Here is a 16,646-nt window from a genome sequence, read left to right as displayed (position 1 = left end):
CCCCGGTCAGTTTGATTTCGGTGTGAACGGACCTTGAGGCGATCGTCCGATGCAGGCCGTAAAGGCAAGCCCGGCGATCGCAAACCAGACGGTCAGCCAGAAGCCGTCGATATAAGCTAAAACATTGGACTCGCGCGCAACGCGCGAAGCCAATGTGGCAATGCTGCGCGCCGGGGCGCTTCCAGCATCATCGCTTGCAAAGTAATTCGATAACTTCGCCAATAGATGGATCACATTCACGCTGCCGTCGGCGACGTGCTGACCGAGCAGATTGGAATGAAGCTGCTCGCGAACACGCAACCAGGTTCCCATCAGTGCGATACCGATTTCCGCCCCCCCAAGACGCATGATCTGAATGTAGGCAGCGAACGCGGTTGCGCGGGTTGGATCGGAATTGGAGACCGCAATGATAATGATCGGGAAGAGCGTGAAAGCTTGACCAAGCGATTGCAGCAAGACCATCGGGATGAAGTCCGTCAGCGCCCACTCATTGGTGATTTGAGTTCCGAGCAATCCGGCGACTGCAAAGGCCGTCAGCCCAATGATCAGAACGATGCGCGGATCGATTCGCCGCATCAGGTAGATCGACAAGGGGAGTGTCACCGCCATCGGCAGGACGCCGTAAATCAGGAACAGTGAGCCGGTCTGTTCCGGTCTTAGTTGTGCGATGGCGGTCAGAAAATTCGGCGCGAGAGACGAATTGGAGAGACCCGTGAGCGTGTACAAAAGGATGACCACGAGCGCGAGACCGATGTTGCGCGAGAACAGAATTTTCACGTGGGCCCAAGGATGCTTGACGAGCGACTCGTTGATGAGAAAACACACCAAGAGAAAAACGCCACCCATGAGCAGGGCGACGATCGTTCCGGATTCAAGCCAGTTCAGACGATTGCCCTGATCAAGGCCAGCGTAGATCATCGCGAAGCCAGTGCCGAGAAGCAGCATGCCGCCCCAGTCAGCTTCCCGGACCAGCTCCCGATTGACGGGATCATGCGGTGTTCCCAGGTAGACGAGCAATCCTAATAGCGGCGCGACGATGATGTCCTGCCAGAACATCCATTGCCAGCCGAGGGTATCGACATAGAAGCCGACGAGCGAAATGCCAGAGTTCAGTGTGAAGCCGACACGGATTGAGTAGAGCGCAATGGCCGGCAACCACCACTTCATTGGCAAGTTGCGAAAGATGATCATCAGGGTCGCAGGAACGAATGTCCCGAGCAGCAGACCATGGATCACGCAGAGCGCCATCAGCAAGCTGTAATCCCGTGTAAGCGGGATGAGGAGCGACACCACGGCGTAAATGAGACTTGGAATGCCCAGCACACGGCGAAGTCCGAATGCCGTGGCGAGCCATGCGACTGCTGGAGCGATCAGGATTTGAGATCCGATCGCCGCCGTACTCAGCCAGGCGCCTTCGTCGAAGCCGAGCGAAAGGCCGCCCTTGAGATCCGGCAATCCAATCGTGAAGAGGCGGCTGTCGAAATTGGCCAGAAACGCTCCGAACAGAACCGCGCCGGCAGCGAACAGCGGTCGAGCAGACGTCCCGCCAAGCGATACGGGGCCGCTTCGGATGACCTCACTTGCCGCCATTGGTGCCGGCTCCGCGGGCTTCGGCCGTGGCAGTCTCGCCGACGTGAATCCGGGACACGACCGACATGCCGGGAAGAAGTTTTTCAAGCAGGGGTTGATCCTTGTCGAGTGCAATGCGGACAGGGATGCGCTGAACCACTTTGGTGAAATTGCCGGTTGCGTTGTCGGGGGGCAGCAGTGCGAATTGAGACCCGCTTGCTGGTGAAATGCGCTCGACCCGGCCACGCAATGTCTCGCTGGGGAACGTATCAACTGTAATGTCGACACGCTGACCAGGCTTCACATGTGTCAGCTGGGTCTCTTTATAATTAGCGATGACGTAGACATTCGGCAGCGGTACAACATTGATCAGGTTGCTTCCGATGTTGACGTAATCTCCCGGCTGAACCAATCGCTCGCCGATGACGCCGTCGAATGGCGCAACGATTTTGGTATAGCCGAGACGAAGCCGGGCCGCGGACAACATTGCTTGTGCACCGAGCAAATCCGCATGGCGTTGTTTCTTGTTGCCCGCGAGCACCTCGAGTTGATGTCGTTGGGCAGCGATAACGGCGCGACTGGCGCGGACGTCTGCCTGGGCTTTGGCATAGTCGGCAATCGCTTGCTCGAGCTTCTGCCGTGTTCCGGCTTCTGTTTTGGTCAGCGTCTCCTGCCGCTCCTGCTCCTGCCGTGCTTCGACTTCGCGCGCTTCCGCAGATACGCGTTGAGCTTCGGCCTGAGCGATGGTGGCGTATTGAAGCTCGACCTGATTATCGAGGTTGTCGAGTGTGGCTTGAGCACCAGCCACAGCGGCCTCTGCCTGTGCCACCTGGGCTTCGTAATCGGCCGGATCGATTTGAATCAGCAGATCGCCTGCTTTGACATGCTGGAAGTCCTCGACCGCAACCGTTAGCACTTCGCCGGCGACACGGCTGCTTAGCCGTGTCGTTTGTGCGCGAATATAAGCATCATTAGTGGTCTGAATGCTGGCGTTTCCAGTCCATGCGTCCCAACGAGTGGTTGCCAGCGCAACGAAGATGAAGGTGGCCACAACGGCCAGCAACGGGATGGCAAGACGGCGCATCGCATTGCTCGAAGAAGACGAAGGCGGCGCACTCTCTGCCGCGACCGGAGCGGGCGGAGGTGTGACTTCAGGCTCGCGATTGGGATTCAACTGTGCCACTGGTGTTCCACAACGTCGGCTTGTGCATGACGCACGAATTTTAAGTATCTCGATGCCAGGATTATCGACGGAAAGACAGACGCCTTCAAGCTGCATCGACGATGGGCTGCTGACATTTCGTTGTTGTATATTGCTTGCAGCGATGCAGCACGGTTCGCATCCATTTGTCGTTCCGCGCCCGAACTTGCAAATCCCGAGTTGACCGGGGCGGCGAACATCATCACCATTGGTCCACTAGCAGCTTATATTTGCTAGTGGTTCTTTGATTCTAACATTTGCAAAGGTATCCGCTGAAGCGGGATGCAAATGTTAGAATTGAACCACTAGGATCGGGTGTTGAATGACCGAACTATCCAGCCGCCAGTCCGACATTCTTAACATCGCACGCTCGTCGGGGCGTGTGACTGTGGAGGATTTGGCGCGCCGGTTTGAAGTCTCAGCACAGACCATTCGCAAGGATCTTAACGATCTCTGCGACCGCCGTTCGCTGACGCGGGTTCATGGCGGAGCCATCATCGCGTCTGGTGTTGAAAACGTTGCCTACGAGGCGCGCCGCTTCGTTGCTGCGGAGGAGAAGAAGGCCATCGGTGTTGCCGCTGCCGCGCAAATCCCCAATGGCTGCTCGCTCTTCATCAACATCGGAACCACGACCGAAGAAGTTGCAAGCGCGCTGACGTCGCATGAGGATTTGCTGGTCATAACCAACAACCTGAATGTTGCGATGATGCTCTATCGTCATCCGCGCATCGAAGTCATCGTTGCCGGTGGCACAGTGCGCCGCTCTGACGGGGCCGTGATCGGGTCAACGGCCAACAATCTGATCACGCAGTTTAAGGTGGATTACGCCATCATCGGCGCGTCAGCCATCGACGAGGATGGCGCGTTGCTCGACTTCGATTATCGCGAGGTGCAGGCAGCGCAGGCGATCATCGCCAATGCGCGTAGCGTCATGCTGGTGGCGGATAGCACCAAACTGCAGCGTAGTGCGCCGGTCCGCATCGCGCATCTCAGTCAGATCCAGACCTTCGTGACCGACGTTGCGTTGCCAGCCGGGCTGCAAAATATCTGCACAAGCGGCGGCATCGTGGTCATCGAGGCTATGCCGGACAAGCCATCCGACTTCTGAACAATTCGCTCTTTCATTTCGATCGGATTGGCGCGTGCATCGGTCTGATGCCGTCTGACCACGGCCGCTGGTGACAACCATAGTTTAGGTTCCTTTTGGCGCTTGCTTTCGCTTTTGGTTGTGATCTAATCAAAAACGAAAGTAAAACCGCTGAATTCGAAAAGAGCGGTTGCCGGGGAAGCGCATTGGGACAGGTTTTCGACCTCGCAATTATTGGCGGAGGGATTAACGGCTGTGGCATTGCCCGGGATGCTGCCGGTCGCGGAAATTCTGTTTTTCTTTGTGAAATGAATGACTTGGCCAGCGGCACATCGTCGTGGTCAAGCAAGCTGATTCACGGTGGCCTGCGCTATCTCGAATATTATGAGTTCCGCCTAGTCCGCGAAGCCCTGATCGAGCGCGAAGTGCTTTGGCAAATCGCGCCTCACATTATTAAGCCGTTGCGGTTTGTGCTTCCTCATCACTCAGGTCTGAGGCCGGCTTGGCTGCTGCGGCTTGGTCTCTTTCTTTACGATCATCTTGGCGGGCGGCACTTGCTGCCGGCGACCCGTTCGCTGGATCTGCGGCGTGATGAAGTCGGGAAACCACTGGCGCCGGGGCGTTTCACGCGGGGGTTTGAATATTCTGACTGCTTCGTTGATGACGCCCGGCTCGTGGTCCTGAATGCGCGTGATGCCGCCGATCGCGGCGCAGTGATCCGCACGCGGACGCGGGCAGTTGAGGTGCAGCGCCTGGACGACTGCTGGCAGGTGACGCTGGAAGACACGCTCACTGGTGCAAAGGACAGCATCAAGGCGCGCGTGCTGGTCAACGCAGGTGGTCCATGGGTCGACGATGTGCTGGCACGCCGCGCGGGCATTAATGCCAAGGCCAAAGTCCGTCTGGTTCAGGGATCGCACATTGTTGTACCGCGCTTGTATGATCATGATCGCGCCTACACGTTCCAAAATGCTGATGGTCGCGTCGTCTTCGTCATTCCCTATCAGGATGATTTCACGCTGATCGGTACCACGGATCGCGATTACGACGGTGACCCGGCCAAAGTGCAGGCGTCGGCGGAGGAAATCACTTACCTCTGCCAGTCGGTCAACGATTATCTCGCCAAGCCCGTGAAGCCGCAGGATGTCGTGTGGACCTATGCTGGCGTTCGGCCGCTGTATGACGACGGTGCCAGCGAAGCGAAAGCTGCTACGCGTGATTATGTCTTTGAGTTTGATGCGCCCGGTGGCCTCCCGTTGCTGTCGATTTTCGGCGGCAAGATCACGACGTATCGCCGGCTTGCCGAAGAAGCGCTCGAACGCCTGGAGCCGTATCTGCATGGCACCAAAGAGCAGGCCGGATGGACGGGCAAGGCGCCATTGCCGGGCGGTGATCTAGATGTCTCCGCCGTTCCGGCGCTGGCCGATGAATTGATCCGCGACCATTTGTTCCTGTCGCGCGCCCTCGCGCTTCGTCTGGCGCACGCCTATGGTACGCGTGCCAGCAAGATTCTTGGCGGTGTCTCGTCGGCGTCGGATCTCGGGCAATTGTTCGGCGACACGCTCACTGAGCGTGAAGTCCGATATCTCATGACGTACGAATTCGCCCGCACCGCAGAGGATGTTGTCTGGCGACGGTCCAAGCTCGGTCTGCGCCTGTCGGCTGATGACATAAAGGCGCTCGACGACTGGATGACCACCCATCGTAATGGGGCCGCCCGGCCCGTGATGGAGGCGGGAGGCCGTACATGAGCGTCGCTCTCGACAACGTTTCGCGGGACGTCAGCGGTGTTTCGTGGATTCACGATGTGTCGCTAACGCTGGAGCGTGGCACACTCAGCGTGCTGCTCGGTCCGACATTGTCGGGCAAGACATCGATCATGCGGCTGCTTGCCGGCCTCGACAAGCCGACGTCGGGGCGCATTCTCGTCGACGGCAAGGACGTCACCGGCATCGATATCCGCAAGCGCTCGGTCGCGATGGTGTATCAGCAGTTCATCAACTATCCGACGCTGACAGTTTTTGAGAATATTGCGTCGCCTCTGCGTGTTCAGGGCAAGCCACGCGCGGAGATTGAAAAGCGCGTTCATGACGCGGCGAAACTGCTCAAGCTTGAGCCCTTTCTCAATCGCACGCCGTTGCAGCTTTCAGGCGGCCAGCAGCAGCGCACGGCCATTGCGCGGGCGCTGGTCAAGGGCGCTGATCTGGTATTGCTCGACGAGCCGCTCGCCAATCTCGACTACAAGCTGCGCGAAGAATTGCGCACCGAGCTGCCGCGCATTTTTGAAGCGTCCGGCGCCATCTTTGTTTATGCGACGACTGAACCTTCAGAAGCGTTGCTGCTCGGTGGTCGCACCGTCTGCATGTGGGAAGGGCAGGCGCTTCAGGTCGGAGCGACGCCTGAGGTGTATCGCCGCCCGGACACCGTTCGCGTCGCCGAAGTGTTTTCCGATCCGCCTATGAACACGGTTGGCATCGAGAAGAAGAATGGATCCATCCAGTATGCCGGCGGCGAGAGCGCGCCAGCCACTGGGCTTTTCGAAGGATTGCAGGACGGACATTACAACGTCGGTTTCCGCGCGCATCAGCTTGAGGTCGCAAGTGCGGCGCCGGGGCGACATGCTTTCTCAACCAAAGTCTCGGTGACGGAAATCACAGGCTCGGAGAGCTTCGTTCACCTCAACCGCAACGGCTATAACTGGGTGTCGGTGTTGCAGGGCATCCACGAGTTTTTGCCTGGGCAGGAACTCAACGCGGTTCTCAACCCGGACGATCTTTTCATTTTTGACACATCGGGGCGGCTTGTTGCCGCGCCGCGGTCCATGTGAGGCGTGCCATGGCCCGTATCGATCTTGTTGATCTTGCCCATTCCTACGGAGGCGAAACCGCCGATACGGCCTCATACGCCTTGAAGCCGATGACCATGACGTGGCGGCAGGGTGGAGCCTACGCGCTGCTGGGGCCTTCAGGGTGTGGCAAGACGACGTTGCTGAACATCATCTCGGGTATCGTCACGCCATCACACGGAAAGGTGTTGTTTGACGGTGTAGATATCACGCCGCTTTCGACGCGTGAGCGCAATATCGCGCAGGTGTTCCAGTTTCCGGTGATCTACGACACCATGACCGTGGGGCAAAATCTCGCGTTTCCACTGAAGAATCGCGGTCTGCCTCACAACGAGATCGACGCGCGTGTGGCCGAAATCGCGAAGCTGCTCGACCTGACGCCGTTCGTGAACCGCAAGGCCGTGCGGCTGAGCGCTGACGCGAAGCAGAAGATCTCCCTTGGGCGCGGACTGGTGCGCTCTGATGTTGCGGCCGTGCTGTTCGACGAGCCGCTGACGGTGATCGACCCACATCTCAAATGGGAATTGCGCTCGAAGCTCAAGGCGCTGCATCAAGCACTTGATCTCACCATGATCTATGTCACGCACGATCAGACCGAGGCGCTGACCTTTGCGGACACGGTGGTGGTGATGCACGACGGCCGCGTGGTGCAAAGCGGCACGCCCGAAGAGTTGTTTGCGAAACCGGCGCATACCTTCGTCGGTTATTTCATCGGCTCGCCGGGCATGAACATCGTGCCGGCCGAGGTTAAAGGCCGCGAGGCGCGGATCGATGGTCACGTCATTGCGTTGAACAGCAGCTACGACAACCTGCCGCCGGGCGCGAAAATCGAGATCGGTGTCCGCCCGGAGTTTGTGAGCGTGGCGCCGCCCGCGCCGGGGCTGTTGACCGCGAAGATTGAACGGATCGACGATCTTGGGCGCGTCCGTTTTGCTCGTGCGCGCATTGGAGATGTGAAATTCGCTGCGCGCGTCCCGAACGGATTTTCGATCCCGGACAACACCGCCGGTCTTGTGTTCGATCCGGCTCATATTCACGTGTACGCCGACAGCGTTCTGGTTGAGGGGCGCGGCTGATGGACAAGACGATCAACAACAAGGCTTGGCTGCTGGTTCTCCCGGTGTTTCTGATCGTGGCGTTCTCTGCGATCCTGCCGCTGATGACCGTCGTGAACTATTCCGTGCAGGATACGTTCGGCAACAATCAATTTTTCTGGAACGGCGTCGGCTGGTTCAAGGAATTGCTCGATCCGTCGACGGATCTCGGATCGCGGTTCCTTGCTTCGCTGGGCCGCAATTTGCTGTTCTCGGCCATCATTCTCGCGATCGAAGTTCCACTCGGAATTCTAGTTGCGCTGTCGATGCCGCGGGAAGGATGGCGCGTGGCCGCCTGTCTGGTGATCCTCGCGCTTCCGTTGCTGATCCCATGGAATGTGGTCGGCACCATCTGGCAGATTTTCGGGCGCCCCGACATCGGTCTCATGGGCTACACGCTCAACAAGATGGGGTTCGACTACAATTACGTCTCCAACAGCTTCGATGCGTGGGCCACCATCGTCGTGATGGATGTCTGGCACTGGACCAGCCTGGTCGCGTTGCTGTGTTACGCGGGCCTGAAATCCATTCCGGATGCGTATTATCAGGCGGCGCAGATCGATGGTGCCTCGCGCTGGGCTGTCTTCATAGCGATCCAGTTGCCGAAAATGAAGCGGGTTTTGCTGATCGCTGTTCTGCTGCGTTTTATGGACAGCTTCATGATCTATACTGAGCCATTCGTCGTGACCGGCGGTGGCCCGGGCAATTCCACTACGTTCGTATCCATCGAACTGGTGAAGATTGCACTGGGGCAGTTCGATCTCGGCAAGGCTGCTGCGCTGTCGATCGTCTATAACCTCGTCATTCTGATTGTGTGTTGGGTGTTCTATACAGTGATGACGAACGCCGACAACGAGCGCGCGCAGACAGAAGGAGGCGCGTGATGCATACGATTCCGGGGCGCCGCATCATCCTTTTGCTGTTTTTGGCTTTCCTGCTGCTGCCGATCTACTGGCTCATCAACATGAGCTTCAAGACCAATACAGAGATCGTAACTACCATGACTCTGTGGCCGAACCATCCGACACTTATGCACTACAAGCGCATATTTACGGATTCGAGCTGGTATTCCGGTTACATCAACTCGCTGCAATACGTCATCATCAATACGATCATCTCAATCTCGTTTGCGCTTCCCGCAGCCTACGCTTTCTCGCGCTATCGTTTTCTCGGCGACAAGCATCTGTTCTTCTGGCTGCTGTCCAACCGCATGGCTCCGCCCGCGGTGTTCGCGCTGCCGTTCTTCAATCTGTATTCGGCGATCAATCTGTTCGATACGCCGTGGGCCGTGGCACTGGCCCATTGTCTCTTTAATGTGCCGTTGGCGGTGTGGATTCTCGAAGGCTTCATTTCGAGCGTGCCGAAGGAAATCGACGAAACCGCATTTCTGGATGGCTATTCCTTTCCGCGTTTCTTCGTGAAGATCCTGATGCCCCTGATTGCAAGCGGCATCGGTGTCGCGGCCTTCTTTTGCTTCATGTTCTCATGGGTCGAGTTGTTGTTGGCGCGCACGCTGACGTCGGTCAACGCCAAGCCGATTGCCGCGACCATGACGCGCACGATATCAGCGTCGGGTATGGACTGGGGGCTTTTGGCCGCGGCCGGCGTCCTGACCATCATTCCAGGCGCGTTGGTGATCTGGTTTGTCCGTAACTACATCGCGCGCGGCTTCGCGCTGGGACGGGTGTGAGGGGAGCTGACCCATGGAAAACATCGCATGGATGGCCTGGACGCTGCCGACCGCGATTTTCTTCGGTCTGCTGGCTGCGACGCTCGCAGTCATGACTTTGCTTGCGGTGCGTTATCCGGAAGCGGAGCGCGTCGGCATTTTGCGCATTCCGACCACCCGGGGCGATCGTTTGTTCATTTCGCTGATCGCAGCGGCGGTCATTCATCTTTTGTGGATTGGTTTTGTCGGCGTCAGTCCGATCGCGACGCTTCCGATCGGCGAAGGCGTTGAGGTGTCGAGCCTGTGGCTCGCCAGTGTGATTTCGCTCGTTACAGCCGTTGCCATATTTCGCAACGTCTAGACGGGTGAAGAGAGGCAGATCCGGGGATCAACCCGGACCTGGAGTTGTGTTTCAACGGAGGAAACCATGCGACATACAACACGAGATCGTCTTCTGACGATGGCAAGCGCGGTGGCGCTGATGGCAGCCTCGGCTGCAATCACCGCTCCAGCTTTCGCAGATGAAGCGGCTGCAAAGAAATGGATCGATAGTGAATTCCAGCCTTCGACGTTGTCGAAGGAAGACCAGATGAAGGAGATGCAGTGGTTCATCAAGGCCGCTGAACCCTTCAAGGGCATGGATATCAACGTCGTCTCGGAAACGATTACGACGCACGAGTATGAATCCGGTACGCTGGCGAAGGCCTTCACCGAAATTACCGGCATCAAGATCAAGCACGATATCATCCAGGAAGGTGACGTCGTTGAAAAGCTGCAGACCCAGATGCAGTCCGGCAAGAACGTCTATGACGGCTGGATCAATGACTCTGACCTGATCGGCACGCACTTCCGTTACAATCAGACCATCGCTCTGTCAGATTACATGACGGGCGAGGGCAAGGACGTCACGGATCCGATGCTTGATGTGGACGATTTCATCGGCAAGTCGTTTACGACCGCGCCGGACGGCAAGCTCTATCAGCTTCCGGATCAGCAGTTCGCAAACGTGTATTGGTTCCGCTACGACTGGTTCACCAATCCGGACTACAAGGCGAAGTTCAAGGCCAAGTACGGCTATGAACTCGGCGTGCCGGTGAATTGGTCGGCGTATGAAGACATCGCAGAGTTCTTCACCAACGACATCAAGGAAATCAACGGCGTCAAAGTCTATGGCCACATGGACTACGGCAAGAAGGACCCGTCACTCGGCTGGCGGTTCACTGACGCCTGGCTTTCCATGGCGGGTAACGGCGACAAGGGCATTCCGAACGGTAAGCCGGTCGACGAGTGGGGCATCCGCATGGAAGGCTGCCGGCCGGTCGGCTCGTCGATCGAGCGCGGTGGCGACACCAATGGTCCTGCCGCGGTGTACTCCATTGTGAAGTACCTTGACTGGCTGAAGAAATACGCCCCGCCACAGGCACAGGGCATGACCTTCTCGGAATCGGGTCCCGTTCCTGCGCAGGGCAATATCGCCCAGCAGATCTTCTGGTACACCGCCTTCACCGCGGACATGGTGAAGCCCGGTCTGCCGGTGATGAATGCTGACGGCACGCCGAAATGGCGCATGGCTCCTTCGCCTCATGGGTCTTACTGGAAGGAAGGCATGAAGCTCGGCTATCAGGACGCCGGTTCGGTGACCCTGCTCAAGTCCACGCCGGCTGATCGCCGCAAGGCGGCCTGGCTGTATCTTCAGTTCATCAACGCGAAGACAGTGAGCCTGAAGAAGAGCCATGTCGGTCTCACCTTCACCCGCGAGTCGGACATTTGGGACAAGTCGTTCACCGAGCGTGCACCGAAGCTTGGCGGCTTGATCGAGTTCTACCGCTCGCCCGCACGCGTGCAGTGGACTCCGACCGGCAACAACGTGCCGGATTATCCGAAGCTGGCGCAGCTGTGGTGGCAGAACATCGGCGATGCGTCGTCCGGTGCAAAGACAGCGCAGGCAGCGATGGATTCGCTGGCGGCGGCGCAGGACTCGGTGATGGAGCGCCTCGAGAAGTCCGGTGTGCAGGGCGCTTGCGGCCCCAAGCTCAATCCGAAGCAGACGGCTGAGTATTGGTACGCAAAGTCCGAGAAGGACGGCAACATTGCGCCTCAGCGCAAGCTGGCGAACGAAAAGCCGAAGGGCGAGACCGTCGACTACGACACGCTGATCAAGTCGTGGCCGGCGACACCGCCGAAGCGTGCTGAAGCCAAGTAAGCACATTTCGCAGAGCGACTCACGAAGAAGGCCGGGAGCAATTCCGGCCTTTTTCTTTTTACAAATGCGGCGTGGCGTCGCGGTGAGATGTTTTTAGGCAATCTCTTTGTTTCAGCGCGATGACGCCTTCTCGGCCTATTTTCTTGTGGAGCGATGAACGCGGATTTTTGATTTGGAATAGTTCCAATTTAATGATCAACATCCACGCCTACGGCGATATGCGCCTTATTACGGGGAAATGCGATGGCAAGCCTCACTATCAATGGCAAGACAATCGATGTTGATGCGGAGATGGACACTCCGCTTCTATGGGTTATTCGGGAAAACGTCGGGTTGACAGGGACGAAGTACGGTTGCGGCATCGCACAATGCGGTGCGTGCACAGTCCATATCGATGGCACAGCGATGCGCTCGTGCAGCGTGATGCTGAGCGACGCGGTTGGCAAGCAGATCACGACGATCGAGGGATTGGGCTCCGATGGCGCCGTCCACAAGGTGCAGCAGGCCTGGGTCGCCAACGACGTTCCGCAGTGTGGCTATTGTCAAAGCGGCATGATCATGGCGGTGGCGGCGCTGCTCAAGGACAATCCGAAGCCGACCGACAAGGACATCGACGACACCATCACCAATATCTGCCGCTGTGGCACGTTTCAGCAGGTGCGTGAAGCCATTCACGCTGCCGCGAACGCTTAAGGGGGCAGACATGAATCATATTCCGAATATGAATCGCCGTTCGTTCGTGCTGGGCGTGGCCGCGGTTGGCGGTGGACTGGCCCTCGGTCTCGATCTTCCCTTCGGTGGGCCGAGTATTGTGCGCGCAGCCGACGGCACCCCTGAAGTCAATGCTTGGGTCGTGATTCGGCCCGACGACACGGTGGTGGTCCGCGTTGTGCGCTCCGAGATGGGGCAGGGCACGCTGACCGGGCTCGCTCAGCTTGTCGCCGAAGAACTTGAATGCGACTGGTCGAAAGTTACGACCGAATATCCGACGCCGGGCCAGAGCGTGGCGCGTAAACGCGTGTGGGGCGATTTCTCCACGGGCGGTAGCCGCGGCGTTCGTACCTCGCATGACTATGTGCGCAAGGGTGGCGCGACCGCGCGGGTGATGCTGATCCAGGCTGCCGCCAACGAATGGAAAGTGCCTGCTGAGGAATGCACGGCTGCGAACAGCGTGATTACGCACAAGGCTTCGGGACGCACCACAACATACGGCAAGGTGGCGGAAGCAGCGGCGAAGCTGACACCTCCGGCAGACGTGAAATTGAAAGATCCGAAGGACTGGAAAATTGCCGGCAAGCCGCTGAAGCGGCTGGATACTGTGGATAAGACCAACGGCAAGATGATCTACGGCGCCGACATCAAGCTTCCGGGCATGCTGAACGCCGCGATCAAGGATTGCCCGGTGTTCGGCGGCAAGCTGAAGAGCTTCGACGAAGCCAAGGTCGCGGGCATGAAGGGTGTCAAGAAGGTGGTCCGTGTCGGCGACAGCGCCGTTGCGGTGGTTGCCGATACATGGTGGCACGCCAAGACCGCGCTCGATGCATTGCCGGTTGTCTGGGATGAGGGGGAGAACGCCAAGGTCTCCAGCGCCTCCATTGCAAAATGGCTCGAGGAAGGACTCGATCCGGCGCAGCCCGCCTTCGTTGCCAACAAGGCCGGTGATGTGAAGGCAGCGATTGCCGGTGCCGCGAAGACGGTCGAGGCAGTTTACTCCTATCCGTACCAGAACCACGCCGCGATGGAGCCGCTCAATGCCACAGCGCTCTACACGCCGGACAAGTGTGAGGTCTGGACCGGCACGCAGAACGGCGAGGCGGTTTTTGCGGCCGTTGTAGAAGCGTCCGGGCTGCCCAGCGAGAAGTGCGAAGTCTACAAGATCATGCTCGGTGGCGGCTTCGGTCGCCGCGGCATGACGGACTATGTGCGTCAGGCCGTTGCGATCGCCAAGCAGATGCCGGGCACGCCGGTGAAGCTGCTGTGGTCGCGCGAAGAGGACATGCTGCACGGCAAGTATCATCCGGTCACGCAATGCAAGCTGGTCGGTGCTTTCGATGCCCAGAACAATCTCGTCGGCTTCCAGATGCGGATTTCTGGTCAGTCGATTCTGGCCAGCGTGCGTCCGGAAGCGATGCAGAACGGAATGGACCCTGTCACCTTCCAGGGGCTCAATCCGAGCGGTGAAGCAGCCTTCGGTTACACCGTGCCGAATCTGCTGATCGATCACTCGATGCGCAACCCGCATGTGCCACCGGGCTTCTGGCGCGGTGTGAACGTCAATCACAATGCGATCTATCTCGAAAGCTTCATGGACGAGCTGGCGCATTCCGTCGGGCAGGACCCGCTGGAATTCCGCCGAAAGCTGATGGCCAACCATCCGAAGCATCTCGCCGTGCTCAATGCCGTGGCGGAAAAGATCGGCTGGAGCACGCCAGCACCGAAGGGCATCTTCCGCGGTATCTGCCAGCATATGGGCTTCGGCAGCTACGTTGCGGCGGCGACCGAAATTTCGGTCGATGGCGGCAACAAGATCAAGATCCATCGCATCGTCGCGGCCACCGATCCGGGCTATGCGGTCAATCCGGCGCAGATCGAACGGCAGATTGCCGGCTCGTTCGTCTACGGATTGTCGGCTCTGTTCTACGGCGAATGCACTGTGAAGGATGGCCGCATCGAGCAGGAAAACTTCGATACTTATAACTCGATGAGGATCAATGAGATGCCGAAGGTCGAGTCTATCGTGATGCCGAGTGGCGGGTTCTGGGGTGGCGTTGGCGAGCCGACGATCTGCGTTGCCGCACCGGCTGTCCTCAATGCGTTCTTCGCGGCGACCGGAAAACGCATTCGCTCGGTGCCTCTGAAGAACCACGACGTTATCTTCGCGTAATAATGATGCAGCGGCGGCTGTTATGGCCGCCGCTCTTTTTTCCGGATTATCATCATGAAAGCATTGCGCTTCGTGTTTCTGATCGCGCCAGTTGTGTGCCTCGGCCCGGCGACTGCGGCATCGCTGCCGCCTCCCGGCGCCGCGGCATGTTCCGGCTGTCATGCCGTTCAAGAGCCTGCATCGTCTGCCATTCCCCGGATTTATGGCCGCGACGCCAATGAGATCGTGTCCGTCATGGCGGCGTTTCGCAATGGCTCAAAACCATCAACGGTGATGGGCCGTATTGCCAAGGGCTTTTCCGATGACGAGCTGCAGCCGATTGCAGTCTGGCTCGCAACCCAGAAATAGAGAGCAATGATGGACAACAAACATCGTCCAACACGGCGCGAATTCGTCGGTGGTGCGGCAACGGTCGCGATGTCGCTCGCAGTCGCGCGGCCGGCGCTTGCGCAGGGCGCAGGGCGGGTTATCGTTATCGGCGGCGGCTTTGGCGGCGCAAGTTGCGCGCGTGCGTTGAAGCAGCTCAATCCATCGCTGCAAGTGACGCTGATTGAGCAGAACGCAACCTTCACGGCCTGTCCTTTCAGCAATGATGTGATCGCCGGTGATCGTTCAATCAAACAGCAGCAGTTCGGTTACGAGAAGGTCGCATCCAGCGGCGTAACCGTGCTTGCTCAGGCTGCGACGAAAGTCGACCCACCGGCGCGCACGGTAACAGTCGCTGATGGATCGATGCATCCTTATGACAGGCTCGTACTCGCTCCGGGCATCGATCTGCGCTTCGACGGGCTGCCGGGCTATGACGAAGCGGCGTCTGAAAAGATGCCTCATGCCTGGAAAGCGGGGGAGCAGACCCTGCTGTTACGCCGTCAGATCGAAGCGATGGAGGATGGAGGCGTGGTGGCGATTGCAGTGCCCGCCAATCCCTATCGATGTCCGCCCGGGCCTTACGAGCGAGCCAGTCTCATTGCGCACTATCTCAAGACAAAGAAGCCGAAATCCAAGCTCATTATTCTCGATGCCAAAGACCCGTTCTCAAAGCAGCATCTGTTCGAGAATGCATGGAAGGAACTTTATCCGGGATTGATTGAGCGCGTGTCGCTGTCGCAGGGCGGCAAGGTCACATCGGTGGATCCATCGACCAATACGCTGGTCACCGATTTCGGTAAACACACGGTGCAGGTCGCAAACGTTATCCCGCCACAGCGCGCCGGCCGCATTGCTGGACTTGCGGGAGCGACCGACAAGTCCGGCTGGTGCTCGATCGATCCGGTGACATTCGAATCCAAGCAGGTTCCGAATGTACATGTCATTGGTGACGCCTGCATCGCGGGCGGTATGCCGAAATCTGCGTTCTCGGCCAACGCACAGGCCAAGGCCTGCGCCGCTGCCGTTGTGACGATGCTTGAAGGTGGCACCCCAGCCTCGCCGAAGCTGATCAACACATGCTACAGCCTTGCGGCGCCGGACTACGGGATTTCGGTTGCCGGTGTCTATCAGCCGAAGAATGGCTTGCTGGCGGATATCGAGGGAGCGGGCGGCATGAGCCCGCTCGATGCCCCACATGAGTTTCGTGAGCGCGAGGCGCTCTATGCGCGCTCCTGGTTCGATACGATCACGGCAGAGGTCTTTGGTTAAGCGCGCATACGAAGGACTATTTTTCGCGGGGGCGTTGTTGCTCACGTTGGGCAGTGTTGCCCGCGCGGATGAACTCAAATCCTATGTCGTTGTCGATGATACGATCCAGGCGTCGTTGACGGGACAGCCAGGGGATCGGGAGCGGGGGCGAGCGATCGTCGTCAACAGGCAAAACACCTGCGTATTGTGCCACGGTGGGCCATTTGCAGAGCAGAAAACTCAGGGCGATCTCGCGCCCAATCTGGCGGGAGCGGGGAGTCGATGGACGGAGGGCCAATTGCGGCTCCGAATGGTGGACGCCTCGCGCCTCAATCCGGCAACGATCATGCCGTCCTATTATCGTGTGGATGGGCTGGAGCGTGTCGGGGCAACGTGGCACGGCAAGCCGATCTTATCGGCCGAACAGATCGAGGACGTAGTGGCGTATCTCACGACACTGCGTGATTGACGGGATAT

At 58.5% G+C, this 16,646-nt stretch carries 15 protein-coding genes; 13 read left to right on the top strand and 2 right to left on the bottom strand.

The window, feature by feature from the left end:
* Positions 1-6: 6 nt before the first annotated feature.
* Complete coding sequence (locus tag ACZ5C3_RS21535) at positions 7-1,590, bottom strand: MFS transporter (RefSeq protein WP_464044261.1); 1,584 nt, start codon at positions 1,588-1,590, stop codon at positions 7-9.
* A complete protein-coding gene (locus ACZ5C3_RS21530) occupies positions 1,577-2,653 on the bottom strand; it encodes an HlyD family secretion protein (protein WP_464038397.1) in 1,077 nt (358 codons plus the stop codon). Before ACZ5C3_RS21530 ends, ACZ5C3_RS21535 begins: the two co-directional genes overlap by 14 nt.
* Before the next feature lie 439 nt (positions 2,654-3,092).
* On the opposite strand from ACZ5C3_RS21530, the gene ACZ5C3_RS21525 reads away from it, so the two are divergent.
* The 13 genes from ACZ5C3_RS21525 to soxX all read left to right on the top strand — a co-directional run bounded on the left by ACZ5C3_RS21525 (position 3,093) and on the right by soxX (position 16,638).
* A complete protein-coding gene (locus ACZ5C3_RS21525) occupies positions 3,093-3,878 on the top strand; it encodes a DeoR/GlpR family DNA-binding transcription regulator (RefSeq protein ID WP_464032870.1) in 786 nt (261 codons plus the stop codon).
* Between the two features lie 185 nt (positions 3,879-4,063).
* Complete coding sequence (glpD, locus tag ACZ5C3_RS21520; protein ID WP_464032868.1) at positions 4,064-5,608, top strand: glycerol-3-phosphate dehydrogenase; 1,545 nt, start codon at positions 4,064-4,066, stop codon at positions 5,606-5,608.
* The gene (locus ACZ5C3_RS21515) at positions 5,605-6,684 is read left to right on the top strand and encodes an ABC transporter ATP-binding protein (RefSeq protein ID WP_464032866.1); all 1,080 of its coding nucleotides are present in this window, start codon (positions 5,605-5,607) and stop codon (positions 6,682-6,684) included. The genes glpD and ACZ5C3_RS21515 overlap by 4 nt, the downstream gene beginning before the upstream one ends.
* Before the next feature lie 8 nt (positions 6,685-6,692).
* A complete protein-coding gene (locus ACZ5C3_RS21510; protein WP_464032865.1) occupies positions 6,693-7,778 on the top strand; it encodes an ABC transporter ATP-binding protein in 1,086 nt (361 codons plus the stop codon).
* Positions 7,778-8,680 (top strand): carbohydrate ABC transporter permease, encoded by a 903-nt coding sequence (locus ACZ5C3_RS21505; protein WP_464032864.1) that lies wholly within the window; start codon positions 7,778-7,780, stop codon positions 8,678-8,680. Before ACZ5C3_RS21510 ends, ACZ5C3_RS21505 begins: the two co-directional genes overlap by 1 nt.
* The gene (locus ACZ5C3_RS21500) at positions 8,680-9,486 is read left to right on the top strand and encodes a carbohydrate ABC transporter permease (protein WP_464032862.1); all 807 of its coding nucleotides are present in this window, start codon (positions 8,680-8,682) and stop codon (positions 9,484-9,486) included. Before ACZ5C3_RS21505 ends, ACZ5C3_RS21500 begins: the two co-directional genes overlap by 1 nt.
* A 13-nt stretch (positions 9,487-9,499) precedes the next feature.
* Complete coding sequence (locus tag ACZ5C3_RS21495) at positions 9,500-9,826, top strand: DUF2160 domain-containing protein (RefSeq protein ID WP_464032860.1); 327 nt, start codon at positions 9,500-9,502, stop codon at positions 9,824-9,826.
* A gap of 66 nt (positions 9,827-9,892) precedes the next feature.
* Positions 9,893-11,668, top strand: a complete 1,776-nt coding sequence (locus ACZ5C3_RS21490; RefSeq protein WP_464032858.1) for an ABC transporter substrate-binding protein — start codon at positions 9,893-9,895, stop codon at positions 11,666-11,668.
* 243 nt (positions 11,669-11,911) lie between these two features.
* Positions 11,912-12,361, top strand: coding sequence for a (2Fe-2S)-binding protein (locus ACZ5C3_RS21485; protein ID WP_464032857.1), 450 nt, complete (start codon positions 11,912-11,914; stop codon positions 12,359-12,361).
* Positions 12,362-12,371: 10 nt separating this feature from the next.
* Positions 12,372-14,552 carry a xanthine dehydrogenase family protein molybdopterin-binding subunit gene (locus tag ACZ5C3_RS21480; protein ID WP_464032855.1) on the top strand — a complete coding sequence of 727 codons (2,181 nt, stop codon included), beginning with the start codon at positions 12,372-12,374 and terminating at the stop codon, positions 14,550-14,552.
* A 54-nt stretch (positions 14,553-14,606) separates the two neighbouring features.
* Entirely contained in the window at positions 14,607-14,900 is a 294-nt protein-coding gene (locus tag ACZ5C3_RS21475; protein WP_464032853.1) for a c-type cytochrome, read from the top strand.
* A gap of 9 nt (positions 14,901-14,909) precedes the next feature.
* The gene (locus ACZ5C3_RS21470; protein ID WP_464032851.1) at positions 14,910-16,190 is read left to right on the top strand and encodes an FCSD flavin-binding domain-containing protein; all 1,281 of its coding nucleotides are present in this window, start codon (positions 14,910-14,912) and stop codon (positions 16,188-16,190) included.
* Entirely contained in the window at positions 16,183-16,638 is a 456-nt protein-coding gene (gene soxX / locus ACZ5C3_RS21465) for a sulfur oxidation c-type cytochrome SoxX (protein WP_464032849.1), read from the top strand. Before ACZ5C3_RS21470 ends, soxX begins: the two co-directional genes overlap by 8 nt.
* Positions 16,639-16,646: the final 8 nt, after the last annotated feature.

This window comes from Afipia dichlorophenoxyacetatis (assembly GCF_055386385.1).
This window is presented reverse-complemented; position numbering and strand designations above follow the sequence as displayed.